This is a genomic window from Thalassoglobus sp. JC818, from assembly GCF_040717535.1.
GTDB lineage: Bacteria > Planctomycetota > Planctomycetia > Planctomycetales > Planctomycetaceae > Thalassoglobus.
In genome coordinates, this window is the sequence record NZ_JBFEFI010000003.1 from 141,951 (window position 1) to 167,438 (window position 25,488).

Sequence of the window (25,488 nt, forward strand, 5' to 3'; positions counted from 1 at the left end):
CTGTCGAACCGATCCGATTAAAATTCCTGCTGGGAATGCCCAGCTTTATTCCTCAGTTTCCAACTTTGTAGCAAGACCGTGTCCGACTCGCTTATCAAACCCCAAACGCTCAAAGGCTTTCGTGATTCTCTCCCCGACACCATGCTGGCTCGGGAGCAGTTAATGGGAATCGCCAGACGAGTTTATCGCAGCTTCGGCTTCAGCCCGATTGATACTCCCGCATTGGAGTACAGCGAGATTCTTCTGGGGAAAGGGAGCGACGAAACAGACAAACAGATGTTTCGTTTTCAGGATCAGGGCGAACGCGATGTCGCCATGCGGTTTGACCTGACAATTCCGTTTGCTCGCTTCGCTGCTCAGCACATCGGCCAACTCGGAACACCGTTCAAGCGATACCACATCGGAACAGTCTGGCGTGCCGAGAAGCCGCAAAAGGGGCGGTATCGGGAATTCATTCAATGTGATTTCGACACGATTGGAACCGATTCCAACGCCAGTGATATCGAAACGCTGTTCGTGATTCACGATCTGATGGAGGCGATCGGCTTCACCGGGTTCACGATTCGTGTCAATCACCGGCAGCTGCTTAACGGACTTCTCGATCGGCTTTCAGTTGTCGACAAGTCGGTCGGAATTCTTCGGGCTCTCGACAAGCTGGCCAAAATTGGTGCTGACAAAGTCATCGCTGAGATGGTGGATGGTGTCGGAATCGAGAAGTCGACAGCGGAGCAGATTCTGGAATTCGCCCAGCTGAGCGGAACCCCTCAGTCGATTCTCTCAGATGCTGAGGGTCTGATCGGTGACAACGAGCGAGGCCAAGTCGGGCTGACCAATCTGAAAGAACTCTTTGAGACCTGTCGAAAAGTTGGAATCGAAGACGATCGAATCGCTTTGGACGTCTCAATTGCTCGCGGGCTGGATTACTACACCGGAACAATTTACGAGACCTTTCTGACGGATCTTCCCGGAATCGGCAGCGTTTGTTCAGGAGGTCGATACGACAATCTGGCGGGGCTGTTCACAAAAGAAAAGCTCCCCGGAGTGGGTGCCAGTCTCGGGTTGGATCGTCTCCTGGCAGCGATGGAAGAACTCGGGCTGGTGCAGACTGCTTCCACTCCCGCTCAGGTTCTCGTGGCGATGTTCGACGGCGAAAAGATGGCGGAATACCTCGCACTAGGTCGTCGATTGCGAAGTGCTGGAATCTCGGCAGAGGTCTATCCTCAAGATAGAAAGATTCAGAAGCAGTTTCAGTACGCGAATCGCAAAGGGTTCCGAGTTGTTGTCATCGCTGGCTCCCGCGAATTCGAACAACAGGTCTGGAACGTGAAGGATCTTGAACTTGGAACTCAAACAGAAGTCGCCGATGCAGACTTGGCAGCTTCACTTCACCGGATCTTGAGTCGATAGCCTTTGAGGTCTGGCACCTGCAGCTAGCAAAGGTGTGGTTTCGTCAGACTGCCGAGGCAATCTGTGCGATTGACTCGAGAGTGTAGTCAATCTCTTCAGCCGTGTTGAACGGTCCGAAGCTGAATCGCACGGTTCCTCCTCGCTCAAGGGTTCCCAAAGCTTGGTGAGCCTTCGGAGCACAGTGCAGGCCCGCGCGAGTTTCGATCCCAAAGTGTTCATCGAGAAGAGAGCAGAAGGTCTGCGGGTCGATGGATGTTAGGTTGCAGCTGACCACGCCGACTCGATTCTGGGTTTCCGTTTCGAGAGCTTGCTCGATTTGAGGGATTCCGCGGAGGCCGGAACAAAACTGCTCGGTCAGATCTTGTTCGTGTTTTCGAAGCGAGTCGATTCCTTTTTCTTCGATCCACTCAATCGCCGCATCAAGTCCAAACAGGCCCGGAGCATTGTGATTTCCCGGTTCATATTTCTCCGGCAATGTCTCAGGTTGTTGCGCCTCATTGCTCTTAGTTCCCGTGCCTCCTTGACGCACGGAGTCGATGAGTTGTTCCATGCCGGATCGAAACGCAAGAACGCCCGTTCCGAGCGGACCGAGTAAGCCTTTGTGTCCGGGGCAGGCAAGGATGTCGACACCGAGTTTCTCGAGAGCGACCGGAAGATGTCCAACAGATTGAGCGGCGTCCAAAAGGACAAGAGTCTGCGTTTGTTCCGCGAGCTCAGCAACTTGTTCGATCGGTTGAAGCACTCCGGTGACGTTCGAAGCATGTGTCATGCAAATGACGCGCGGGCTTTCCTGCAGCAACGATTTGAGGTGTGACAGGTCGATGCGTCCGGACTCGTCGCAGTCGACGAACTGGACCGAAATCTCAGTCTGTTTCTGAAGAAAGTTCAGCGGGCGGAGGACGGAATTGTGCTCCCAGTGAGTCGTGAGGACATGATCCCCCGGTTTCAAGAGTCCGTGCAGAGCCAGGTTCAGTGAGTCCGTTCCATTCAGTGTGAAAACGACACGATCCGGCGATCCGACATCCAGAAGTTTTGAGATGCGAGACCGGCAGCGGTCAACGGTTCGTTGAACTTCCTGACCCTTGCCCGTTGCTGACCGACCAACGGCGCAGCCCAAGTTCCGGGAATAACGGTCGCTCGCGAGATAGACCGGTTCAGGTTTAGGAAAACTCGTCGCAGCATTGTCGAGATAGAGGCGTTTTTTCGGCTCCATCATGACTCAAGGTCCTCGACGAAGAAGACAGACAGCGTACGTGCTCCGTGAGCCCCTTTGACCAGTGACTGCTCAATATCCGCCGTTTTCGATGGTCCTGAGATAAAGGTTCCAAACGCGCGACTGGACGGGTCGACCTTCTCGTAGGCTTCGTGCATGTTGTTGACGAGCTGCGAACGAGGAACAATCAGAACGAGGTACTGGGACAGAAAATAAAGCACGCGATGTGGGACGTTATTGTCCGTGACCCAGATGGCGGCGTTCTCTGCGACAGCCACTTCCCCAGGTAAAATTGCCCAATCGACATCCTGCAGATCGTGTGGATCGGAAACCGTGCTGAGATCGAAGCGATCTTCAAAAACACCGGGGACACAAGAAACGACCGTCAATTCTTCTGAGTTCAACTCCGAGAGTCGACCTGGGATTTCATCAACTGAACGGACGGTTTCGCAGATTCCGCCGACCCCTTCCAGCACAGATTTGAACTGCTCGTACGGATCGGGGTATTGCGTCCACTCCCCGTCGTGTTCGGGAAGATCCGTTGATTGCGGCAGGTGTTTTCGAATCTGTGAGAGGATCTGCTCTCGCGAACTCATGATTGTCGAGACCTCAAGGTTGCAAGGTTTTGAGCAAGTTTCGAACTGGAAGAATGAATTCGCAATGGCAGAAGAGGGTCGCTGTCGGTTGATCAGGCGATCAGCATCGGTTCTTCGACCTTCCAGTCCGCTCCGTTCCGGATGACTCGACGGTAAAGAGTGTCGCGTTCAACCGGTTCGCATCCTGCTTCACGAATCAAGCTGTGAAGCTTTGTGACTGACAGACCTTCGGGAGTCTTTGCTCCAGCATCGTGGTAAATCAGTTCGTGAACCACAGTCCCATCGAGGTCATCTGCACCGAATCCGAGAGCAACTTGAGCGGTCTGTTCTCCCAGCATGATCCAATAGGCTTTGATGTGATCGAAGTTGTCGAGCATTAATCGGGAGATCGCGATCGTCTTCAGATCCTGGTTCCCGGTTGGCTTCGGAATATCATCCATCCCGGTGTTTTCCGGATGGAAAGCCAATGGAATGAAAGTCTGGAAACCGTGGGTGTCGTCCTGCAGATCCCGCAGCTTGCACAAGTGGTCGATACGGTGACGAGCTTCCTCGACATGACCGTACAACATGGTGGCATTGGATCGAAGTCCCAATTCATGGGCAGCTCGATGAATGTCGAGCCAGCTTTGAGCGTCCGCTTTGTGTTCGCAGATTTGTGAACGAACTTGCTCGTCGAAGATCTCGGCGCCGCCACCCGGGAGGCTTCCCAAGCCGGCATCGATCATCTGCTGAAGAATCCAATCGTATGGCTTTTTAGTCAGATGCGCGAACCAGCTGATTTCGACGCCGGTCCAGGCTTTGATGTGAATTTCCGGCCACGTCTCATGAATCACGCGGACGACATCAACGTACCAGTCAAATTTCTTGAGGTGATGAAGACCACCGACAACATGGATTTCGGTCGCGCCCTGAGACTTCGCTTCGAGTACGCGTTCACGAATCATGTCGTCGCTGAAGACGTAAGCTTTGTCTGCTTTCAAGTCCGAGCGAAACGCACAGAACTTGCATCGGTACACACAAACATTCGTCGGATTCAAATGAATGTTGGTGTTGTAGTACGCGATGTTGCCATGGCGGGCAGTTCGTACTTGATGAGCCAGAGAGCCCAGAGTGAGCAGATCGACTTCTTCTTCCAGGAAGAGTCCGTCTTCGAATGTGAGCCGCTCGCCAGAGTTGACCTTCTGGCGGATGGTGTCAATTGTGATCGAATTATTCATGGATCTCCGGCCACATTTCACGCGGTTGCAATTGGATATGAAGCAAGGCACTCACGATTCACAACACTCGACTTGTGAGCGTGCCTGTCTCGAACTCAACCGTCTGATTCCGCAGCGCCTAACGAATGATTCCAAAATTAACGAATCTGGACCGAAGAATCTTCGTGCAGCGAAAACAATCTGAAAATTGAAACGGGAAGCACCGGGACGAATCCGGACACTTCCCGAGGAAATTCATCGACAATTAGTCGTTGCGGAGTTTGAGATTCATTTCCGAAAGCTTGTTTCGGATCTCGTTGAGTGAGGTCACTCCGAAGTTCTTGGCAGACAGCAGTTCGTCCGGAGTTCGCATCAACAACTCGCCGATTGTTGTGATTCCGAGGCGAGTCATACACTTGCGGCTTCGAACGGAGAGATTCAAATCGCCGATTGGAGTTTGAACGGCTGCTTGTTCTTCAGGCGACAGATCGCGTTGATCGAAAGCAGGCTCCCGTTGTTTTTCGTGGAGGTACTGTCCAATCGACAGAGAATGCTGAGCCATCAGTTCGCGAACTTCCATCAGGGAGGTTTCCCCAAAGTTCTTTCCGGAGAGCAGTTCCTGTTCGCTGATTTCGGTCAGTTGTCCCAGTGTTTCGATGCCCATTGTCGCCAGGCAGTTCCGGCTGCGGACAGAGAGTTCGAAATCGGTGACCGGGCGACCGAGGAGTTGCTCCAGCTTTTGCTGTTCCTTGAGCGATTCTTCGTCGTAGTACATGTTGCTCGTTGCCTCAATGTCTTTGAGGTACAAGACAGCACGTTCATTACCGGGATCGTATTTCAGAACTCGCTCAAAGCAGTATTGAGCAGCTGCGTAGTTTTCTTTGTCTTCGTAAAGCAGCCCCAGGTTGAGCAGGGCACTGCGGAGGTACGGAGGACGCGACAGGCAGCGTTCGTAAAGCTGAATCGCTTCTTCGTCGTCGCCGTGTCGGCTGTTTTGGACAGCGAGTGCGAAAAGTGCACGCTGGTGGTGGTGGTCCATGTCGACCGCACGTTCGAAATACTCGATCGCGCCGAAAGTGTCTCCACGATCTGCGAGAATACATCCCATCTGGTAGGAGTATTCTGCGAGTCGAGCACCTTCTGCACCTGTGCTGCGGATCATCTCTTCCGCTGCTTCCATCTTGCCCATGCGGCGAAGTGCACCGGCTCGACGCAGAGTCGATTCGACAGGGTGATATCCGAGTTTCGCTGCTTGTTCGAATTCGCTGGATGCTTCTTCGTATCGCGCCTGAGAGAGCAGTGCCTGGGCCAGGAAGTACCGACCAATGCCCTCGTCTGTTCCCGCGAGAATTTGTTCAGATTCTTTGGGGCTGCCAAGAAGAAATTGCCCAATTCCGGCGCGGACGCGAAGAGCTGGATTGTTTTGTGCTTCTTCAGTAACTTGTTCGATCGCCTTCCGGAAATCAGCTGCTCCCGATCCGACTGCGGCCGAGAGCATTTGATTCAAATGTTCTCGCGACAGAGGGGACGAATCGCGAAGCGTTCCGAGAAAGTCATAATTTTGGATCGTCGCGGTCAATGTTCGAGTCTCTTCTTCAAGCAGGGTGGAAAACGCGAGGAAATCTTACCGAACCGCTCAGTTTAGCAACGATTCTGCACAGTTCAATCTCTCTCGAGTTTGGCATCGAAGGTTGCTGATGGGATCGCTCGTCCGATTGTGCCCGATCATGTTCTCAGAACACTCAAATCCTCTTGGATACGCAATCCGTCAGCTTTCTTATACATCAACTGTTGCTTAGACTTTGCTGTTCACGTTTCCAGGGAATCGAGAATTTGCGATCTTGTGAACCGAAGTGGCCTGTGGAAACTCTGGAGAATAGCGACTTGCATATCGATTTCGGCTGATGTGGCGATGGAAATAGCATCACCGACTGTTGACTTGTGTTCGAGGGCAAGAGGTTCGGGGCCGCTGTAAGTTGTGATCAGAGAGGCTGAAAGCTGAAAGAGTCGGCAGGACTGGAGATGGCGTTGGGGCCGATTCGATTTGAGATATTGTGAAAACGTTGATGGATTTACTTTCGAGTGATTTGTCGAAGTGATCCTTTTGACGATCAGATGAGAGAGAGGATGGGGAATGATCTGTGTCAGCCTGGGACGTACGCGACATAAAATGATGATCGCGGAACACCGAGCGCTCGCGGAACGCGGTGCAGAGTTGGTTGAATTGCGTGTTGACTGGATTCCCCGCAACCTTCGCCTCGATCGCCTCATCAAAGATCGTCCCACTGAGGTCATCTTGACCTGTCGTCGTCCGCAGGATGGCGGTCGATTTGACGGCAGCGAAGACAAACGGTTGCAGATTCTGCGAGAGGGAATTGTCGCAGGCGTCGAATACGTTGACCTCGAAGTTGACATCGCGAAAAAAGTTCCTCGCTACGGAAAAACGAAGCGGATTGTCAGCTTTCACGATTTCGAGAAGACTCCGGAGAATCTGGAAGAGATTCATAAGCAGCTTTGCGAGTGCGATGCGGACATCGTCAAAATCGTGACGATGGCAGACAGCCCGGCCGACAATGTTCGCATGATGAAGCTCGTTGAGTCGGCCAAGGTTCCGACGGTCGGCTTTTGTATGGGAGAACAGGGGCTCATCAGCCGTGTTCTCTGCGGAAAATACGGGGCTCCATTCACCTATGCGACGTTCAACAAGGAACGCGTAATGGCGCCGGGGCAACTCTCTTTCGATGAGATGAAGAAGCTCTACCGCTACGATTCAATCGACAAAGAGACCAAAGTTTATGCCGTTTTGGGAGACCCGATTGCGCACAGCTGGAGCCCGTTGCTTCACAATCTGGCTTTCATTAAGAAGGGGTTGAACTCGGTCTACGTGCCCCTGCGTGTCTCTGCCGAAGACTTCGACGAGCTCGTCAAGGAATACGAATTCTTCGGGATCGAAGGCTACAGCGTCACAATTCCTCACAAGCATGCTGCTCTCGAATTTGCGACGGAAGTTGAGGAAGCTGCGGAAGAGATCGGGGCTGCGAATACTCTCATTCGCCAGTCAAAAGGTGAGTGGTTCGCCCGCAACACCGACTATGATGCTGCCCTCGAGTCGATTCATCTCGGGCTCGAAATGAAAGGCGAGAACAGCCTGAACGGACAGCGAGTTCTGATTCTCGGTGCAGGCGGCGTGGCTCGTGCAATTGGCCTCGGGGCGGTCCGTCAGGGGGCGGTGGTGACAATTACGAATCGATCGAAAGCACGAGCTGCCAAGCTGGCTGATGATCTGAGCTGTCAGTCGGTGACTTGGGAGAATCGCGGTTCAGTGGGTGTTGATGTCGTCGTGAATTGCACTCCGGTCGGAATGTTCCCGAATATGAACGAGTCGCCATACCATGAGCATTGGCTTCGCGAAGGTGTTGTCGTTTTTGATACGATCTATAACCCTGAGAACACGTTGTTGCTCAAGAATGCCAAAACGCGACTTTGCCACACAGTCAGTGGCATCGAGATGTTCGTTCGGCAGGCAGCAGCACAATTCACAGCTTTCACTGGCACCGACGCCCCGTTGGATCAAATGCGAACATCCCTCCGACGCAGCATTTCCCCGGTGAGAGTCAAAACGGAACAGGGCCATGCAGCTCCCTCGGAGCAATCGGCAAAGACTTCAACCAAGTCACCTCAGAAACCAGTAGACGACCATGAGCAATCCTGAATTGGATCAGAGAAGATTGTGTTTCGAGATCAGAGCATTTCGTGAAGGCTGTTGGAATCTTTCTCCGCCAGTGGCCCGGTATTTTGCTGTGTGTCTCGGGCTGATCTTCACGGCAGTCACGCTCTCGGGCTGTGGTCAGGGCCCCAGTGCCGGAGCTGGGCAGCAGGCTGGCGCACGCCCTGCTGCAAGAGTCTACATCGACGAAGTGGTCGAGACTTCCGTAGTGCCTCAGACGATTGCCGTCGGAACGGTCGTTGCGAAACGGACCAGTGAAGTCGCCTCCGGAGCAGATGGGAAGGTCGATCGTCTCTTGGTTCGCGAGGGAGACATCGTTCAGGAAGGGCAGGAACTGTCCATTCTGAACATGATGACGACCGACCTCGGAATCGAGGAAGCGGAGAAGGTCTCTGAAATCAGAAGGCAGGAGTGGGAAGAATCCAAAGGTCCACGCGCTGCAGAACTTCGACGAGTCGAGTCGATGATGAATGCTGCGAAAATCGAGTGGGACACAGCAGTCAAGAAATACGAGCGCTTGCAACAACTCTATCGCAACGGAGCAGCGAACGAAGACGACTTCGACAACGCTGCCGAGAAAGCTCGTCGAACTGCGGAGCTATATGCTGCTGCTGAAGCTGCTTACCGGCTGATTGCGGAAGGTGAACGCGACGAGAAGCAGAGTCAGCTCAAGGCCAGCTACGAAGCTCAAGTGAAACAGGTGGAGTATCTTCGAGCCGAAAAAGGCAAGCGGACGACGACAGCCCCTTTCGATGGCGTAGTTGTCGAGGAGCATACAGAGGATGGCCAGTGGCTCTCGAAAGGCGATCCGGTCGTCAAAATCGCCGAAATCCTCGAAGAGGTTTTTGTGATCGCGCAAGTCGATCAGCAACAAATTCGTAATGTGCAACTCGGAACAGAGGTCAATGTCGAAGTTCAGACTCCGGTGAAGAAAAACTGGGTCGGAACGGTTTCTTCCATCATCCCTCGCAGCGAATGGGAATCCGGATCGCGGACTTTTCCCGTGAAAGTCGTCATTCCCAACATGTTGGTCGAACATCATGGCCGCTCTCAACCGGTGCTGATCGAGGGAATGTACGCTCGCGTGACATTTCAGGGACCGGAGCGAAGTGCGGTTCTCGTACCTAAAAATGCCGTCATTCGGTCAGAAACCGGTTCACGCGTTGTTGTTGCGACTCCCGGAGAAGGTTCTGGAGCGGCTATTGCGAAACTCGTGATGATCCGTGAAGGCGAGCAGTTTGGCGACCAGATTGAGGTTCTGGATGGAGCACTGGCGGCCGGAACAACTGTTGTTGTCGAGGGAGCGGAACGATTGACTCCTTTTCAGGATCTTCAAATCGTGGATCGCGATGCCCCGGCCGAAGTGGCTGTCAGTCAGGAAGTCGACGCTTCCGATTCCAGTTCCGTGGAATGAGGCAGCCTGAACTTGAATTCAAGCCTCATGTTATCGAGAATCTGCCTGTCCTGTTCACTCGCCTTTTTGGCGTCTTTCATTTTGCTAAGAACCGTCTCAGATGATGATTGATCAAGCGGAAGCTCTCAAACGGCAACTAACTGACAAGTACGTTGTAGTCAATGAGGGAGTTGCCGAGTTACGTCGATTTGTCGGCCTGACTGGGCGAGTGAAAACCGTGAATATGAACTGCCGGGCCTTGGTTCAATTCGACGGACCGGTTGATATCAGCTGGTACGATATTGATCCCAGCTTCCTGAAAGTCGTGGACGCGCCTCAACCGAAGGCGAAGAAAGAGCCCGCCGAGGCCAAACCAAAGGCGGAATCAGCTCCGAAAAAGCCTGCCTCTGGTCAGAGCCCGCTCGAAATGGCGAGAAAGCAGGGAGCTGCTGGAGCCAAACCAGCTTCCGGAGAAGGCAAAAAGCTCTCGCCGCTGGAGATGGCACGACAACAAGGAGCAGCAGGGGCCGCAAAACCTGAAGCCAAAGAAAAGCCAGCAGCATCCGCTTCAGGTGCGAAACTCTCCCCACTCGAAATGGCTCGACAGCAGGGCGCTGCCAAAGCTGAGGCAGAAGCCGCAGCAGCAGCGAGTGAATCAGCCCCGGTTGAAGAGGCTCCCGTCGAACAGCCAGCTGCTGAGGAGAAGAGTGCACCGGCAGCGAGTTCCAGCCGCGAAACACCTTCCTCGACAGAAGAAATCATCGCGTTGGCGAAACAGCAAGGTCCTTTCAAGGGGTGATTCTTTGTGAGAGTTGCCTTGGGGGTCTCAACCCGAGGAGTTAGGACATGTTTGTTCGAATGTAAGTAACACTTCGTCACGAACTCGCGGTGCAGACAAGGACGAGCAACACGCTCGGAGGGATTCAAGGATGTCTGATTGGTTCGAGGTGGAGAACCGGGTTCGCTACTGTGAAACAGACGCTATGGGCGTGCTGCATCACATGAACTACATCCAGTACTACGAGATGGCTCGCACTGAGTACTTTCGAGCCAACGGCGGCAACTACCGTCTGATGGAAGAACGTGGTTTGTTTCTTGTCATTGTTGATGTTCAATGCAAGTACAAAAAGCCAGCGAAGTACGACGATCTTCTCACGCTTCGCGTGCGGGTGTCTCGAATGTCGGGAGCCAAGCTCGAGCACGAATACGAAGTTCTACGGGGAGAAGAATTGCTGGCGACCGGAAGCACAGTTCTCGCGTGTTTGAATCGTGACGGCGAAATCCAGAGGATGTCTAACGAACTCCTCTATGGAGATTCAAACGATGCTACCGCGATTGACTAATCGTTAGTTCTGGCGACTGACAAATTCGTTCGCGAGAATGGCGGATTTCATCTCAATAGACGAAGTCAGGTAAGCCCGGCATCATCTTTGGGCACTGTTGAGTTCGTGGTCACGCCCTAACTGTTCAAGAAGCTATCAGAGTGCACTCATGAAAGTTGCCTACCTGCAGTGTGGAACCGGAATCAGCGGAGATATGACGCTGGCTGCGTTGATTGACGCAGGGATCGATCAGGAGAAACTGCAATCGGCAATTCAGTCGCTGCGTCTTCCGGGTGTGAATCTCGTAGTGAGCGAAGTCATGAAGGGCTGTTTTCGAGCCCGGCACATTCGTGTTGAACATCCTGAACAGCATGCTCATCGTCACTACAGCGACATCGTGCAAATTTTGAATCAGGCAGACGGTCTTTCCGACAAACAACGAAGCCTCGCGCAGTCGATTTTTCTGCAAGTTGCAAAGGCAGAGGCACAAGTTCACGGTACTGACGTCGAGAGCATTCACTTCCATGAAGTGGGGGCCATCGATTCGATTGTCGACATCGTCGGCGCAGCTGTCGGTTTCGATCTCCTTGGGTGTGATCAGATTCATTGCAGCCCGATCCCGCCCGGACGAGGTCAGGTCAACATCGATCACGGGCTGTGTGATGTTCCCACTCCCGGAACGGCTGAGCTTCTCAAGGGCATTCCGTTGATCGACGTGCCGATCGAAGCTGAGCTGACGACTCCCACAGGGGCTGCGATTGTCAAAACACTCGTTGATCAATTTGGCCCATTGCCGTCGATGACAATTCAGTCGATCGGTTATGGGGCTGGGACGATGAATTTCGAGTCTCGCGCGAATCTGCTGCGACTATTTGTCGGAACGGTATCGGTTCCAGCAGGGACAGATGAAGTCTGTTTGCTGGAAACGAATCTCGATGACATTAGCGGCGAAGTGATCGCCCATACGATGCAGCGACTTCTCGAAGCAGGTGCGAAAGACGTCTATTCAATCCCGATTCAAATGAAGAAAGGGCGCCCAGCTACGATGCTTTGTGTGCTGGCAGACCCACTTCATCAGGAGAAGATGGAAGAGATCCTCTTCGCCGAAACCGGGACACTCGGAATTCGACAACAGCGAATCTTGCGATCAACTCTCGCGCGTCAGGCTCATACCGTGCTCACCGATCTTGGCCCGATCCTTGGAAAGGTTGCCTGGCACCGAACCGGAGTTCCGAGCTTCTCTCCGGAGTTCGAAGACTGCGCCCGAATCGCCAAAGAGCACTCGATCCCGATTCGCGAAGTCTATCGGTCGGCAATCACAGCCTTCGATGCACAAAGCATTGGATCAAGCCCAGAGCAAGTTTCACCAAAACACTCGCATTTGCCAGCCAAAGATCACACCACTCACGATCATGATCACCACGGTCATGACCATGATCACGACCACCATCGGCACGATCACGATCATCACGGCCATGATCATGGGTAAATTGAACCTGAGTCCTGCAGTAGCGTAAGTCGCTCGCTGTGCTCAGCTTTCGACTTGCGTGTTCGTTCAATGCAGTTCGGAAGAAGCATTACCCGCTGTTGCGTCGTTCTTCGTCCATCTGACGACGGAACTCGGCGATTCGGAATGGGTCGAGATGTTTCTCGGCGGACTCACGAATCCCTCGGCAGAGTCTTTTCACTCGACTTTCTGCGACGCGATCGCGTGCAGCCCGGGCTTCGTAGACGCCTCGAACTTCAAGACCTTCGATTCGGTTGCGGAAGTTTTCGAGAGTCGGGAGTTCCTGGAGTTGGACGAGGAACTTGCTGACGTTTTCCCAGTCTTGTTTTTTCGCGGCTCCACGAGTCCGGGCCATGAGGACTTCTCGCGTGGCAACGACATCGATGAGTTCGCTTTGCAGGAGAGTGACTTCGCCTTCCACGTTCAGGCGATGGGTGTCGTCCGGGACTTCGATTTCCAGAAACGGTTCATAACCCGGGATCAGTGGAACACGGGCCAAGAGTGCTTCTCCGCTATACACGAACAGGTACTGAACCGGGGTTTCGTGATCTGCCGGGATGGTCACGATTCCACGCCGATCTGTCTGCAGTTTCAGGCGGTCCTCGACTTTGTCTTCTTCGCTGGGAAGGCGATTCATCACTTCACAGCGATATCCGACCAGAGGATTCAGCCGGTCGCCTCGGGGGTAGATGAGAACTTCCGTCGCGGGCAGGTGAGGACGAATCCGCATCGCCATCACTTCGACGCGCCGTCGTGAGCCAGCGATCGGTGATCCAAACGCGGACGTCATGGAGACCTGCATTCGGCTGCGCGTGATGGACTCGACTTTTAGATACGTCCACGGGATCGGCTGAATCCGTTGGACCACGCGTTGACGATCCAGATAGCGGAAATACGGGACCAGGTAATCGCCCGGTTGAAACTGCATCATGTCGGGATTGCGAGCAAATAGTTCACCTGCCCGAATCAGGAACTCGATTTTCTCGTCCTCGATGGTTTCAAGTTCTGCAAGAGGCCGAAAGCTCTCCAGGACGAGGCGTGCTGCTTCCGCTTGAAGGTCTCGCTGATCAAGAATCGATGACGAGTGAAAGCTTCCGAGTGACTGAGAGTTCGCATCCCATTCTCGTGTCGCAATATCGTATCGACCGGTCATCGAAGAAATCGTGCAGAGAATCGTCTTGTCGAATTGTTCTTCAGTGGATGCTGTTTCTGCTTCGGTAGATTCCTCTGTTGGGTTTTCCGTTGATGACTTTTGTGTTTTGAATTCTTTGAGTGACTCGAGCTGTTCCTCAGTGATCCAGGTGGACTCATCGGCGAGGGTGACGTCGACCTCCCACATTTTGTGGACTTCTGACGAGATCAGACGTTCGACTCGATCAGCGAATGTCGGCTGATTGGCGAATCTCAAATTTGCGTGTGGCCCAACCGACAGAATCACGCGGATCTGGTAGGGACGCAGAATCCAGGGCTCAGGCTGAGGAGGGACCACGGGAGTGGCTTCCTTCGAATCATCCGAAGCTTGAGCTGCTTCTTCTTTATCCGAGGACTCGGCTTGTTGGGTTGTTGGTTGGTCTGCATCTTGAGCGGAAACACGCTGAACGTTGCCGAACAGCGAGAGAACAAGCAGTCCGCTGCAAAAGACAGCGAGCATTCGAGGATTCATCGCAGTCATTAATTGTTTCATGGCAACTCGGTTTCGTACCACGCATCGATTGTCCAGCGGTCAATGCGGTCGTAGCAGTGAAGGGGGCGTTGCGGGAATCCCTGCACGTTTTTCCGGATCACGACGAAACGATCCAACTCCCAAAGCGGAAAGACGGATGTGTCGTACCACAAATGTCGGTGGAGCGTTTGGAGTGCTGTGATGGCTCGGCTTTGATCGCTTGTGCGGTCGAGCTGAACAAGTTCCTGCTTCAGCCAGTCAGGGTAGTGATCCAAATCGCTCAATTTCGCTCGCGGCTGAAGTGACAGGAATGGCCACATTTGAACGAGTGGTTCAGGAATCTGTGTTCGGCGATAGAGGATATCCCAGGAAGCTGGTTTAGGTTCATGGGCGTAAACGAGGTTTACCTGCAAGCCGATCTTGTTCCAGACACGAGCGATATCACGTGCCACTTCCTCTTCGACCGGGCCAGGTGCGACGATCATGGTGAGAGGTGGGATTCCGTCTTTGAGCTGTTTCTTGGATGCCAACAACATTGCGACCGCTGCTGACAGGTCGTGTCGACGAGGTTCGACCAGCAAGTTTCTTCCAGGATTCGAAGCGAAGAACGGTGTGGTGGCGAGGCGACCGTGTGCCATTTTCGGGTCTTGAAGAACGACTTCACGCAGCAATCGTTCGCGGTTGACTGCGTAAGCGAGTGCGGTTCGAAGTTCGCGGTTGCGCAAGACTGTGCTCGCGGGATTGAATTGCAAGACATGAGTTTCGGGCATCATGTACTGCAAGACAAAGAACTTCTTCATGAAGGCTTCGTCGGCCTGCATGCGGCGAATGATTCGATCGGGAAGTTCTGGAAGCATCGAAACTTCACCGCGGACTAGCCCCTGTGCAGCCTTCTCGTAGGACTCGTATTTCTGTTCGAGGACCTCCGCGACGTGATATTTTTGAAGCCCTTCCGGTTCCGAGAGCTTGCGCAGGTAAACGGTCTGGTCGTCAGCTTCGTCGACCATTCGGAATCCACCGGGATCGGTGATTGGGCCGATTGCTTCGTCTTCGTTAAGGTTGCCGACGGTGATCTGGGCCAGAAGAGGTTCGATGCGAGGAGGAACCCGTTTGAACGCCAGCGAGAATTCCGTTGGTGAAATGACCTCGACGGAATTGACGTAGGCTGAGAGCCGTTCGTCAAAATTTGGATGATCAGGATTCAGGCGATTGATCAGATGCGTAACGATATCCGTCACCGAAACAATGGCCTGCATTTCGTATGGTTGCCGAAATTGCTTCAGCTTGAATCGCATCTCGCGGCCGAGATCGGTCGGTTCCCATTCATCGAAGAAGCGAGTCCAGTAATAAGCTGTGCCGTCGCGGAGTCGGTCGACTTCGAAGAGGTTCAGCTCGGTGAGTTCCGCCTTGCGACGGTCTGCGGGACCTTCGATGAAGTAGGCATCGCACTCGCCAGGGGCGTCGATGACTCCGACCTTCAACCGTTGGAATCGTTCTGAGTGGACACGATGTGGTCCGCGGAGTCCGGGTGTTCGTGGCCAAATCGAAACCGCTTCGTCAACGAGCTTAGCTGCTTCGCGGTGTTCTCCGGTCTGGCCAGCTTCGTCAGCTTTGGCGAGGATCGATTCAACTTTTTGCGAGAGTTGCCCGGAAAACTGGTCGTAAACTGAATGGTTTGGAAATCGATTCTCAAGCCAGCTCAGATAGAATTGTGCGGACAGATAGTCGTTGCGGTCGATCGCAGCTTGTGTCAGCCCGGAAATGGCTCGACCCGCCAGTTCAGGAATGCCACCGTAAGTTTTGTCTTTCTCCAGTAGCTCATCAATGAGCATCAGGCTGGATGAATAGTCTCCATTGTCGACTCGAATTCGGGTATCGACGAAAAGCAGGTCGATGTAAACCTCATTGAGGCCGGGCCAGTCGCTGCGTGTTCGCTGTAGCCGTGTGAGCAGTTCGAGAGCAGGGTTGATCTCATCGACTTTGAGAAGTTCTTTGATGCGGCGGATCATCAGGTCTTCGTGATGGATGATCTCCACAATTCGTCGCAGCGGAAACTTGAACTCCGGGTTTCCCTGCACATTTGGGAGAGAGACGAAAAACTGATTGAGGTCGTCGATTTCGCGTGACAACCGGTCTCTTTGTTCGACGGGGAGTCTTCGTCGCTCTTCTTCTTTGGCTTCGATTTCTGCCTGACGGAGAGCAAGTGTGTCCGGGCGCGGGTTGACCGATTCCACAGTCAAGACTCCGCCGGTGTTCAGAACGACCCAGTCTTTGGGAGGATCGTTGAGAAGTTGTTCGGCTGTGGGCAACGTCATCTCTTCCAGCGTCGGAAGAGCTTCCTCTTCCTCCGACTGAGCAATGCAGATCCCGGAGATGATCAGCAAGAACAAAAGAGTGAATGGGAGATGTTTCATTGTCCAACGAGTCATGAGGTCAAACTAAGAAAGTCCTGTTGCTGTGAACTCACGAAGGGTCGTGAAGTTTGTAAAGGGTCCCATCGATCGAGAAGACGAAAATGCTTCCGTCTGCGACGAATGGGGCATCGCTCAGCGTTGCGTCAAGGGTCTGTCGGGCTGTGACTTCATGGCTGTTCATGTCGACGTAAAGCACTTGTCCGTTCTGCAGTGTGATGACAACCTTTGAGTCTTTTTCGACAGCGCCGGTGGGTGGGACGCCGTTCGTTGGAATCGTAAAGACGTCGCTGAGATCGGTGGTCGACGCTGCCAGGAGCGACTTCCCTCCCTGTGGGACGAGAACGATATCACCGATAAACACAGGTGTTGTGGAAATGGGGTCAGAGAACTGGCGGGTCGCAACTGGATCAAGTCGATTCGTGTCGAGCAGTGACAACTTTCGAGAAGCATCAGCGACGGCGATCATCGAATCACTTGTCGCGACAGGAATTGAAACATCACTGCCGAGTTCGAGCTTGGCGACTTCTGCGAGATGAGGGCTTGGCGATGCCTGAATCTTCAGGAGTCGAACCGTCCCGTTGGTCGTCACAGCGACGATCGTTTCGTCGTTGATGGAAGCGACATTTTCCCATTCGGATTCATCTCCGGTTGGTAGCTGGAATCCACGAATCCGTGTCTGACCGGAAAATCGTGCGAAGTCGAGTGCTCCGGGAATCGGCAAGACCACACGATCACCCAGTGGGCACGGCGGTGCTTGCAGTGGCTTGCTGAGTTGAGGTGAACCTTCGATTTGCCCAGCTGCATTAATCATCCACAAGCGAGGCTCGGGGTCACCGCAGACGATTGCAATTCGATTGTTCGACATCTCTGCCCCCATCAGCGGGGTGACGAGGTCGGGATGCAGCGGCAAGCGGACGGATGCATTCGTTAGAAAGGGTCCGCCTGTCAGCTGGCGATCTCCGACACGAAACGCGTGGCCGGCTTCGTTGACCATGGCGAGGTTGAATGAACCATCGCCTCGAACAGTCGAAGCGAGCGGGCGTCCTCCGAGTACGATTTGCCAGTCGCTTGTCAGCGATTCCCGGTCGGTGCGAGTGAACGTTGCTGCCGAGGTGTAAGGTCGGCTGCGGCCATTCAAAAGGAATCCCGAGAGTGCTTTGAGAGGCTGAGTCGCCAGTCCCGGCGAAATGGGATCACCATCTGGTTGGAGTGAGTCCGTTGTCAGCTGCAATCGGTTGAGTGCATCTGTCGCCATCCAAACCTGGCCATTCGGACCGGTTAGCAGGCTCATGCTGACGTCACCCATACGAGCTCCTTCGAAGACGGGGCCCGCTGTCAACGGAGGTTGTCCGGGATCGTCAGAGACGTTGAACGCGTAGATTCTCTGTCCTGTTGCAGGGACGAACAGATCGCGTCCGCGAATCACGGGAGCGTCGATGACACGACCCGACACGCGAGCGGAGTCGACTTCAACGATCGGTTCGGTTCCGGACTCGGCGAGCAACAAGTGCAATGTGGCTGAATCAGTCCGGTTCTCAATGAGTAGGGTGTACGGTCCCATCGGAAGCAGAGGTGCTCCGACTGATCCGGGAGCTTGTCCCAGGTAAGAGACATTCGTGCATTCGAATGGACGTTGTGAGATGGTGTAGAGAACTTCTTCAAAGCCAGCGACAAGCAGGTGTTGTTCGTCGCGAAGCTGGACAGCTCCGGAAATCGGCTGGGAGAATTGAAGCTCTCCGACCATCTGGCCACTCTCGAGGTCGATCGCGATCAATCGGCCGGAATCTGTCGACAGGTAGATGGTGTTGTCGACCATGAGCGGAGGGCTGCTGACGTAATCGTCGATTCGCTGCCGCCAAATGAGTTGTCCGGTTGTTTGATGAAGCCGGACCAGCTCGAGGTGGTTGGTGTCGAAGAAAATAACGCTGGGAAGGTTGTCGTCTTCGATCGGGAAGAACGGGGTGTTCAAGCCGATGACGCGTCTCCAAACCGGTTCCCCGGTGACGAAGTCGACTCCGTACAGGCAGTCTTTCGCGAGGGCGACTACCGATTTTCCGACCGAGATTTCGTCGATCTTCGTGCGCCCCTGAAATGCAAGGGTAAGCAAATCAGCTTCGGGAGTTCGATCTTCGACGATCGCTTCCTGCTCGACATCGATTGGGATGACTTTGTCTTTTTCGGCAGTCAGTGCTCGATTGAAGAGTGAGACAACCTGTTTGTCGTTCTCGAATCCATTTCGATCCGTCGGGCTTGATTTGGGATAGCGAACAATGAGGTCGCGTCGGATTTTGAGGGCATCTAGCGGCGACGGTTCCCCGCCTTCGGTGCTGAGGGCGGCTTCCATTCGGTCGACATGATCTTTGAAGACGTTGTTTCGCAGAATCGCTGCTTCCGAAACCCGGAGTGCCGACTCGATTTGATTCAGTGTTTCCGTCGGCGGAGCATCTTTGGGAGAGTACGTGTTCAGAATTGTCCGAGCTTCGCGCGAGATGCGAAGGAAGTCTTCGTTGAACTGTCTTCCGGCTGCGACCGCAGATTCGAGCGAAATCTTTCGAGCGTGGTTGACGATTTCCGGATGAAGTGCTTCGAAGTCGGCTTCTCGATCGGAGTTCTCACGAATGAACAATCGCAGTTCATCGAGGCCCTCCGGAAATTTTGGAGTTGCGCTTTCGATCTGCTGTCGAACACGCGCCAGCCCGAGCAACTCCTTCGCTTTCACGCTGAGTTCGTCACGAGGGTGCAGGAGGATGAATTCGTTGAATGCGGCGATCGCGTTTTGGAACTTGCCTTCATCGTAGACCGCTTTGGCCTGATCGAATTCCTGTTGAGTCGTCTGGCGAAACGCGATGAAGTAGAAAATTGCACCGGTCAGCATCAGGGCGACTGCACCGCCAGCGAGTCCGAGCACAAGCGGAGATCGCAGGGGATCTTCCTCACCCGGGCGACGTTGTCGGGAAGAACGCATCGCTTCCCGCAAGCGCGGACTCATTTCATCATCACGACTGACGACGGGTTGAGGTTCGGGAGCTTTCGGTTCTGGAGGCGGAGCGGAGCTTGCCTCAGCTTTGGCAGGTTCTGTTTTCTCTGTGCTTGCGGGCTTCGAACTGCTTCGGCTTTTTGTTTTTGAGGATGAGCGAGAAGACTTTGAGGATTTGGATTTGCGTTTTGGCTTGGACGAGATTTCTCCGCTGCGACTTTCAGCAGCGAGGGCTTCCAGTCCGGCGGCCAAGCTTCCTTCGTTTGATCCATCGAAATCGTCGTCGTCGACGAATTCATCGACATCGTCAATGACGTCTTCGGAGGGCTTGGATGGTCGAGAACGTTCTTCTCTTTCTCGTCTCACTTCGACTTCTTCCGTCAACGGTTTCAGTGAGGATGCACTGTCGACACCAACGCCAGCGACGTCTGCTTTTTCACCGGAATGAAAGCGAAGATCGACGGAACCGAATCTCAATACATCGCCGTCCTTTAAGACAGCTTTGTTTACTGGGGTTCCGTTGACGTCGATCGAACCTGTTCCGAGGGAAACTGCTTCGAAAGCTGACTTTCCCCAACTAATACGACAGTGCAGAATTTCGACGTCCGGTTCGTCGATCGTAATGTCGGCAGAGGCGTGGCTTCCGATGGTGACAGGAATCTGTTTTGACAGTTCCCGTCGCTCGGAGTCGCCAGTCATGTGAATGATTTCAAGAAACGGCATCAATCAACCTGCTTGCTCAGAAGAGCCGAATTCGGTGAGGAATTCGGGTTCGATTATCATTTTTGATCGTTGAATTCGGACGTCTTTTATTGCTTTTGATTCAGTTTTGATTTGAACTTTGGAATCGAAGGGAAGGCTTAAAACGAGCGGACTGAACTGTCCGACTGTCAGTCTTCCCCTTTTTTTGAGGCTCGGCGGATTCGCTGCATCTCGACCTCAATTCCGGCATCTGTGACGGCGACGACAATCCCGTGAGTGGCGTTGGCGTGAGCTTCGATCAGCATTTCAGTTTTTCCTTCGTTGCTGATTTTGGCTCCGAGAAGGTCCGTCAGTTCTCCGATTCCGGAGACAGGGACATCGTCGACCCTGATGTTGTTTTGTTCGTCGATCTCGACCACGACTGATTCCTCTTCGAGGTCTTCCATGGTGATCGATTGGGCGGCGCCTTCCTGATCTGGTTCAGGTGGTGCGGTCTCAAGTGATCTCTGCATGCTGAACGAAGCTGTGATCATGAAGAAGATCAGGAGCAGGAATGTCACGTCGACCATCGGTGTCATGTCGAGCCCCGATTCTTCGAGTTCGACGGCACCCAGGCTGAAGTCGTCATCTTCTTCGTCTTCATCCTGAAGCCAAGGATTGGCACGCTCTGTCCACTCGTTTCGAATCTCTTCTTGAGAGAGGCTTGCCTGTTCGCTTCGAACGATCTGAAGTTTCTCGGCCTGTTCGTCTTCTTCGATCGGGCTGGCAGCCGTTTCGAGTGCATCCGGGACAGGAACCTTCACGCGATGCACGCACTCCGGGCAAGTAATCACCTTGCCCGCTTTTTTGCGAGTAATGCTGAGTTTCTGCCCACAGTGGGAGCATCGAAACAGGATCGGCATAAGTGCTCTTTGAGTATCCGGGTTAGTTATCTTTGTCCATCACGCCCACGTAAAACTTCAGCTCCGCCTCGTTCTCTGTATTATTCGCAGCCCGGGCAACTTCTTCGACATATCCCGACGGAAGTTCCGAGTCGGCTTTGATGATCACATTCAACTTGCCCTCAGGAATTCCGGCGTTGACGTAGGCTGTGACTTCTTCGGGTGTCACAGGTCCGTTCTCTTTGGTTCCGTCGGAGAGGTAAATCTCCGGCTCACCGTCCGTGTTGAAAATCGTCAGGACGGTGGATTTCGAAAGGGCAATCCCTTGTCCGTGTCTCGCTGGGGGGATATGGACAGTGGCTGCCTTCTTCATGTTGGAGGTGACCATGAAGAAGATCAAAAGCAGGAACGTCACGTCGATCATGGGAGTGATGTCCAGATCGTCGTCGTCGCTGTCGACTCGCTTACTCTTGGAGAAATTTGCCGGCACCTTGCCATCCTTCTCGACACTTCAGAGCCATCATCGTGTCCGTTGAACGGTTCTGCTTCACTGCTTGACTCGACAACGTCAATTGTCGAACGACCATCAATTGGGGATTAACCTTCTGCCATGACCTTTTCGAGGTCATGCAGGAACTCGCTCAGGTCTTCCTGAACAGCATCGGTCATTTTGCCTTTGCGAACCTGCACCAGGGACGCCAACATTGTCAACGGAATGGCGATCATCAGACCGCAAGCGGTTGTGAACAGTGCGAAACTGATGTCTTCCGCGAGGTCAGCCGGGTTCACGCCGGTTTCCGATGCACCCGCGATTTTCGCGAACGCCAGAATCATCCCCGAAACCGTACCGAGCAGCCCCAACATTGGAGCCGTTTTGACAATGGTTCCGATCCATGAAAAGCGGTATTCAAGGTCGGCCAGAACGTCACGTTCATATTTTTCGGCGAGGAGAATTCGCAGCTTGGACAACCCTCGGTCGCGGTGAGCCAAAGCGACCAGAATCATTTGAGCCAGTGCTTTGCTCCAGTACGGAGGAGAATCACACAGCTCAGCGATTCCGTCAAAATCTCGTCGATACAGACGATCGCGGACTTCCTCGAGAAACTCTGCCGAGCGTGCCGGGCTGGAGAATCTCTTTTGGCTGATCTTGCGGATCAGCAATACAACGCAGAACAACCCATACAGCGCAGCCAATGCCATGGCGACATAAATCACCGGCCCTGACCATCTCAGAATCAGTTCCATAATCCTGCTTTCAACTCAGTGTTTGCGATCGTCACGATTTGGAAACGCTACCGCAAATAGGTCTGTCGTGTGACAACAAAATTGTACCCGGAACCTTTTCGAGTCACGACGAAGTACGTTCGCCGGATCTCTTTCGCGTTCCGTTTTGCATATTCGAATTCTGTCTGCAGCAAAAGCTGTTCAGTCTTCTTGGGATAAAAGTGGAAGAGAATGGCATCAGAAACGTCCACTCCCGCCCGTTTAAACAACTCTGCGTCGGCAGCTTTACGATTTCCTGCCTGCCAGGTCATATAGAGTCGCGTTTCCCCCTTACCGGAAGACTTCGTGACTTTTTTCGGAGTGGAACTCATTCCGGAGAGCAAAACGAGTTGTCCACTCGGGAGCAGCGCTCCCATTTCAATTCCGAAGAAGTCGAGCTGTTTTGCGTATTCGGAGATCGAAGCTTCGTCGGAGTAGCGAATAAACCATCGCTGCTCGTTCGGAATCCCGCCTTCCCCCGGACCACTTCCCAGTCCACGTCGGCCTGTTCCATCGGCACTTCCCGGAGTTCCGGATGCGTCGGTTGAGACAGCATTGACCTGCTGAGCTTGTTGAGTCGCCTGATCAGCCAGTTCGACGACATTGTCGACCACTTCGGTCAATTCCTGCTCGTCGAGGACTTCTTCATTCGGGGACGGGTTCTCTGCGGGATCTTCGGGGGATTCGACTTTCAGCGTCTCGTCGGGAGCCCCATCTTCAGCACCGCCAGAGATTTCGACCATCTCCATGGGAACGAGAAAAGTCTGTTTTGGCGGTCTGGTTGTCGCCCACCAGATGACAATTGCGATCACCACTAAAATGAGCCCGAGCACAAACGCAATCATCCCGGCACTGAGTCGATCGAAGAAGGTTAACTTCATGACCGGTTCAGGGACGTTGGAAGCAACGGGTGACGAAATTGTGGAAGTGAGAGGTGAAAATCGCATGAGATAAGGCGATACTTTCGGAGCTGATGTAGCCGAAGAAGACGTTCGATCGTCTCACTTGTTGCAAAGATAGTATGCAATCTTTCCGATGGTTGCCATCATCTGGCAGTTGTTCGTGGTCTCAATTCCTTCACTTTCGAGAACAACCGGATTTCTCGTTCTGAATATCCGAACCGTCAAAATTGAAGCATCGCGGAGGAGCACTCGTTGAATCGGATTCCCAGGGAGGTGAGTATTGTTGTTGTCGCTGGAGGCGAATCCCCTGAACGCGAGATCAGTCTTGAATCCGGGGCATGTGTAGCACAAGCTTTGCGATCAAAGGGACACACGGTTTGTGAGGTCGACCCGGCGGAAGTTTCGCTCGATGAGTTTCAATGGCCGGAAACTCCTGTCGTCCTCAACATGCTGCATGGGGAGTACGGGGAAGACGGGACTCTGCAGCGAGAACTGGATCGATTGAATGTTCCGTACACTGGCAGCGATGCCGTCTGTTCGAAGATCACGTTTCATAAAAATCAGGCGAAAAGTTTCCTGCTCGAGCATGGACTTTCCACTCCTCCATTTCGATTGATTGATCATCAGGAGAAGTTGCCGAATGTGCTTCAAGTCGCTGCTGAAGTTGGATTTCCTCTGTTTGTGAAGCCGAACGCTCAAGGTTCCAGCTTAGGTGTGGCTGTCGCGTACTCGCCTGAAAACTTGTACGAAGCCTGGGGCATCGCTTGTGAATACGAGTCTCCTGTGCTTTTGGAAAAGGCGATCGTCGGAGAAGAGTGGACTGTTCCGATGCTGGATCACGTTCCGCTTCCGCCGATCAGGATTGCGTCCAGTCATCCGTTCTTTGACTACTCTGCCAAATACGAGGATGAAGCGACTCGTTACAGTGTGATCAATGTTGACGAGAATCCTGTCGCGAGACATGTCTCGGAGATCAGCCAACGGGCGTGTGAGATGTTCGGGACCCGGGGGATTTGTCGAGTCGACTTGATGGTGGACGAGAACGGTCAGGGCTGGATTCTGGAAGTCAACACTTCACCGGGGATGACTTCTCACAGCCTCGTTCCCAAGTCCGCAGCTTCTTTGGGTTGGAATTTGGGAGAGTTGTGCGAACGGAATATTCTCTCTGCCTTCACTCGCTTCGCGAATCGGGAAAGTGAGCCTAAGAATCATGACTGATGCGATTCTGGCTGTGCCGACCGCATTTCGGTGAACATTCTTCATGTTTTTCTGCGTCAGTCATTCCAGCGTGTAGAGTCAAATAAGATTCATTTGCAATCAATTTTGACTCAAGTAGCTGGGAACCATCGTGGCGACTGCAGCCAAGACATCCAAGAAGAAAGCTCCTGCGAAGCGGAAAGCAGCCAAAGAAGCTGCGCCGCCGAAGCCGTCTTTCATCGGGATTGTCTTGCGAAAGTTCGTCTTTCGACCAGTGACGCTGCTGGTTCTGGCGATTGGTCTTGTGTCGGCAGTGTTGGCGCCGCGAGTGCCGGCCATGCTGCCGGATCTGTCGCAACTCGATGAGTATCAATTCCCGCTCGATGAGATGCGCGTCAACGCGCCCAATGAGTGGGTTCCTACGACATTGATTGACGATGTTCTCGCGCAGAGTTCTCTCTCTGAGAACGTGTCACTTCTCGATTCGAATCTCTGTCGGGAAGTTTCTGAAGCTCTGGCAGCGCATCCGTGGATTCGCAAGGCAAAGCTTGTTCGACTGACGAATGAACCCGCGATTCAGGCACTGATCGACTATCGAGAGCCGGTGGCGTTTGTGCGAACTCCGACAGACATTTTTGCGATTGATGTCGATGGAATTATTCTGCCCAGAGAAGATTTCACAGAAGAAGATTACGCACGGCTGCCGTGGATTTTGAATGCAGTCGATCCTGAGTCTGCTGAAGCTGGCGATGTCTGGCCTGGCTCCGCAATGGTTGCAGCAGCGACGATTGCCGAGATTCTGACTCCCAAGCACAACATGGAGTTGTACTGGAATCACTTCCAGCTGCGGGGGATTATCCTGCCTCAGAATTCGCGAGAACTTCAACCCGATGAAATGATTTTCGAACTGCTCACTGTCGGAGGGAGCCGAGTCGTGTGGGGAAAACCTCCCGGCTACGATGACCTCGAACCGACCGCCGAACAGAAGCTTGGACGAATGGAGCAGTACATCGAGCGGTTCGGAGACTTTGATTCTCCCAACGGTCCGTATCGAATCGACATTCGTCTCTTCGATGCCATTTCGCTCGAACCACTCGGTGAGCTTCGCTATCGCTGAGTGAGTTTTTG

Annotated in this window: 19 protein-coding genes; 8 read left to right on the forward strand and 11 right to left on the reverse strand. The window is 53.4% G+C overall.

Translation table 11 applies throughout. The features are described from left to right. Nucleotides 1-78 precede the first annotated feature (78 nt). Nucleotides 79-1,407, forward strand: a complete 1,329-nt coding sequence (gene hisS, locus AB1L42_RS08465; RefSeq protein ID WP_367053299.1) for a histidine--tRNA ligase — start codon at nt 79-81, stop codon at nt 1,405-1,407. A 43-nt stretch (nt 1,408-1,450) separates the two neighbouring features. Here the strand turns inward: hisS and AB1L42_RS08470 are convergent, their stop codons facing one another. The 4 genes from AB1L42_RS08470 to AB1L42_RS08485 all read right to left on the reverse strand — a co-directional run bounded on the left by AB1L42_RS08470 (nt 1,451) and on the right by AB1L42_RS08485 (nt 5,991). Further along, entirely contained in the window at nt 1,451-2,623 is a 1,173-nt protein-coding gene (locus AB1L42_RS08470) for an aminotransferase class V-fold PLP-dependent enzyme (protein ID WP_367053301.1), read from the reverse strand. Continuing rightward, entirely contained in the window at nt 2,620-3,216 is a 597-nt protein-coding gene (locus AB1L42_RS08475) for an LUD domain-containing protein (RefSeq protein ID WP_367053303.1), read from the reverse strand. The genes AB1L42_RS08470 and AB1L42_RS08475 overlap by 4 nt, the downstream gene beginning before the upstream one ends. A gap of 92 nt (nt 3,217-3,308) precedes the next feature. Further along, nucleotides 3,309-4,433: an aminofutalosine synthase MqnE gene (mqnE, locus tag AB1L42_RS08480; RefSeq protein ID WP_367053305.1), complete on the reverse strand. Its 1,125-nt coding sequence runs from the start codon at nt 4,431-4,433 to the stop codon at nt 3,309-3,311. A gap of 244 nt (nt 4,434-4,677) precedes the next feature. Further along, on the reverse strand, nt 4,678-5,991 hold the full coding sequence (locus tag AB1L42_RS08485) for a DNA-directed RNA polymerase subunit alpha C-terminal domain-containing protein (protein ID WP_367053307.1): 1,314 nt from the start codon (nt 5,989-5,991) through the stop codon (nt 4,678-4,680). A 555-nt stretch (nt 5,992-6,546) separates the two neighbouring features. On the opposite strand from AB1L42_RS08485, the gene aroE reads away from it, so the two are divergent. From aroE to larC, 5 genes are all read left to right on the forward strand, one after another. Further along, nucleotides 6,547-8,124 carry a shikimate dehydrogenase gene (gene aroE / locus AB1L42_RS08490; protein WP_367053309.1) on the forward strand — a complete coding sequence of 526 codons (1,578 nt, stop codon included), beginning with the start codon at nt 6,547-6,549 and terminating at the stop codon, nt 8,122-8,124. Then, nucleotides 8,111-9,553, forward strand: coding sequence for an efflux RND transporter periplasmic adaptor subunit (locus AB1L42_RS08495; RefSeq protein ID WP_367053311.1), 1,443 nt, complete (start codon nt 8,111-8,113; stop codon nt 9,551-9,553). Before aroE ends, AB1L42_RS08495 begins: the two co-directional genes overlap by 14 nt. A gap of 100 nt (nt 9,554-9,653) precedes the next feature. Next, on the forward strand, nt 9,654-10,331 hold the full coding sequence (locus AB1L42_RS08500; protein WP_367053313.1) for a hypothetical protein: 678 nt from the start codon (nt 9,654-9,656) through the stop codon (nt 10,329-10,331). A 130-nt stretch (nt 10,332-10,461) separates the two neighbouring features. Continuing rightward, nucleotides 10,462-10,875: a thioesterase family protein gene (locus tag AB1L42_RS08505; protein ID WP_367053315.1), complete on the forward strand. Its 414-nt coding sequence runs from the start codon at nt 10,462-10,464 to the stop codon at nt 10,873-10,875. Between the two features lie 148 nt (nt 10,876-11,023). Continuing rightward, a complete protein-coding gene (gene larC / locus AB1L42_RS08510; protein WP_367053317.1) occupies nt 11,024-12,343 on the forward strand; it encodes a nickel pincer cofactor biosynthesis protein LarC in 1,320 nt (439 codons plus the stop codon). Nucleotides 12,344-12,431: 88 nt separating this feature from the next. Here the strand turns inward: larC and AB1L42_RS08515 are convergent, their stop codons facing one another. The 7 genes from AB1L42_RS08515 to AB1L42_RS08545 form a co-directional block, all read right to left on the reverse strand. Further along, entirely contained in the window at nt 12,432-14,045 is a 1,614-nt protein-coding gene (locus AB1L42_RS08515; RefSeq protein WP_367053319.1) for a hypothetical protein, read from the reverse strand. Further along, complete coding sequence (locus tag AB1L42_RS08520) at nt 14,042-16,453, reverse strand: ABC transporter substrate-binding protein (protein WP_367053321.1); 2,412 nt, start codon at nt 16,451-16,453, stop codon at nt 14,042-14,044. The genes AB1L42_RS08515 and AB1L42_RS08520 overlap by 4 nt, the downstream gene beginning before the upstream one ends. A 34-nt stretch (nt 16,454-16,487) precedes the next feature. Further along, complete coding sequence (locus AB1L42_RS08525) at nt 16,488-20,138, reverse strand: PQQ-binding-like beta-propeller repeat protein (protein ID WP_367053323.1); 3,651 nt, start codon at nt 20,136-20,138, stop codon at nt 16,488-16,490. Between the two features lie 167 nt (nt 20,139-20,305). Continuing rightward, nucleotides 20,306-21,019 (reverse strand): biopolymer transporter ExbD, encoded by a 714-nt coding sequence (locus tag AB1L42_RS08530; RefSeq protein WP_367053325.1) that lies wholly within the window; start codon nt 21,017-21,019, stop codon nt 20,306-20,308. A 22-nt stretch (nt 21,020-21,041) separates the two neighbouring features. Beyond that, the gene (locus AB1L42_RS08535; protein ID WP_367053327.1) at nt 21,042-21,488 is read right to left on the reverse strand and encodes a biopolymer transporter ExbD; all 447 of its coding nucleotides are present in this window, start codon (nt 21,486-21,488) and stop codon (nt 21,042-21,044) included. A gap of 107 nt (nt 21,489-21,595) precedes the next feature. After that, the gene (locus AB1L42_RS08540) at nt 21,596-22,243 is read right to left on the reverse strand and encodes a MotA/TolQ/ExbB proton channel family protein (RefSeq protein WP_367053329.1); all 648 of its coding nucleotides are present in this window, start codon (nt 22,241-22,243) and stop codon (nt 21,596-21,598) included. Nucleotides 22,244-22,290: 47 nt separating this feature from the next. Then, nucleotides 22,291-23,208 (reverse strand): hypothetical protein, encoded by a 918-nt coding sequence (locus AB1L42_RS08545; protein ID WP_367053331.1) that lies wholly within the window; start codon nt 23,206-23,208, stop codon nt 22,291-22,293. Between the two features lie 207 nt (nt 23,209-23,415). Here AB1L42_RS08545 and AB1L42_RS08550 point away from each other — a divergent pair, with 207 nt between their 5' ends. Next, nucleotides 23,416-24,381: a D-alanine--D-alanine ligase gene (locus AB1L42_RS08550; protein WP_367053333.1), complete on the forward strand. Its 966-nt coding sequence runs from the start codon at nt 23,416-23,418 to the stop codon at nt 24,379-24,381. A gap of 130 nt (nt 24,382-24,511) precedes the next feature. After that, the gene (locus tag AB1L42_RS08555) at nt 24,512-25,477 is read left to right on the forward strand and encodes a hypothetical protein (RefSeq protein WP_367053335.1); all 966 of its coding nucleotides are present in this window, start codon (nt 24,512-24,514) and stop codon (nt 25,475-25,477) included. The last annotated feature ends 11 nt before the right edge of the window (nt 25,478-25,488 follow it).

Bases quoted from the DNA above. Each gene is read 5' to 3' on its own strand.
- AB1L42_RS08470 (WP_367053301.1), bottom strand. From the start codon at position 2,623: ATGATGGAGCCGAAAAAACGCCTCTATCTCGACAATGCTGCGACGAGT.
- AB1L42_RS08475 (WP_367053303.1), bottom strand. From the start codon at position 3,216: ATGAGTTCGCGAGAGCAGATCCTCTCACAGATTCGAAAACACCTGCCG.
- mqnE (WP_367053305.1), bottom strand. From the start codon at position 4,433: ATGAATAATTCGATCACAATTGACACCATCCGCCAGAAGGTCAACTCT.
- aroE (WP_367053309.1), top strand. From the start codon at position 6,547: ATGATCTGTGTCAGCCTGGGACGTACGCGACATAAAATGATGATCGCG.
- AB1L42_RS08495 (WP_367053311.1), top strand. From the start codon at position 8,111: ATGAGCAATCCTGAATTGGATCAGAGAAGATTGTGTTTCGAGATCAGA.
- AB1L42_RS08500 (WP_367053313.1), top strand. From the start codon at position 9,654: ATGATGATTGATCAAGCGGAAGCTCTCAAACGGCAACTAACTGACAAG.
- AB1L42_RS08505 (WP_367053315.1), top strand. From the start codon at position 10,462: ATGTCTGATTGGTTCGAGGTGGAGAACCGGGTTCGCTACTGTGAAACA.
- larC (WP_367053317.1), top strand. From the start codon at position 11,024: ATGAAAGTTGCCTACCTGCAGTGTGGAACCGGAATCAGCGGAGATATG.
- AB1L42_RS08515 (WP_367053319.1), bottom strand. From the start codon at position 14,045: ATGAAACAATTAATGACTGCGATGAATCCTCGAATGCTCGCTGTCTTT.
- AB1L42_RS08520 (WP_367053321.1), bottom strand. From the start codon at position 16,453: ATGACTCGTTGGACAATGAAACATCTCCCATTCACTCTTTTGTTCTTG.
- AB1L42_RS08525 (WP_367053323.1), bottom strand. From the start codon at position 20,138: ATGCCGTTTCTTGAAATCATTCACATGACTGGCGACTCCGAGCGACGG.
- AB1L42_RS08530 (WP_367053325.1), bottom strand. From the start codon at position 21,019: ATGCCGATCCTGTTTCGATGCTCCCACTGTGGGCAGAAACTCAGCATT.
- AB1L42_RS08540 (WP_367053329.1), bottom strand. From the start codon at position 22,243: ATGGAACTGATTCTGAGATGGTCAGGGCCGGTGATTTATGTCGCCATG.
- AB1L42_RS08545 (WP_367053331.1), bottom strand. From the start codon at position 23,208: ATGCGATTTTCACCTCTCACTTCCACAATTTCGTCACCCGTTGCTTCC.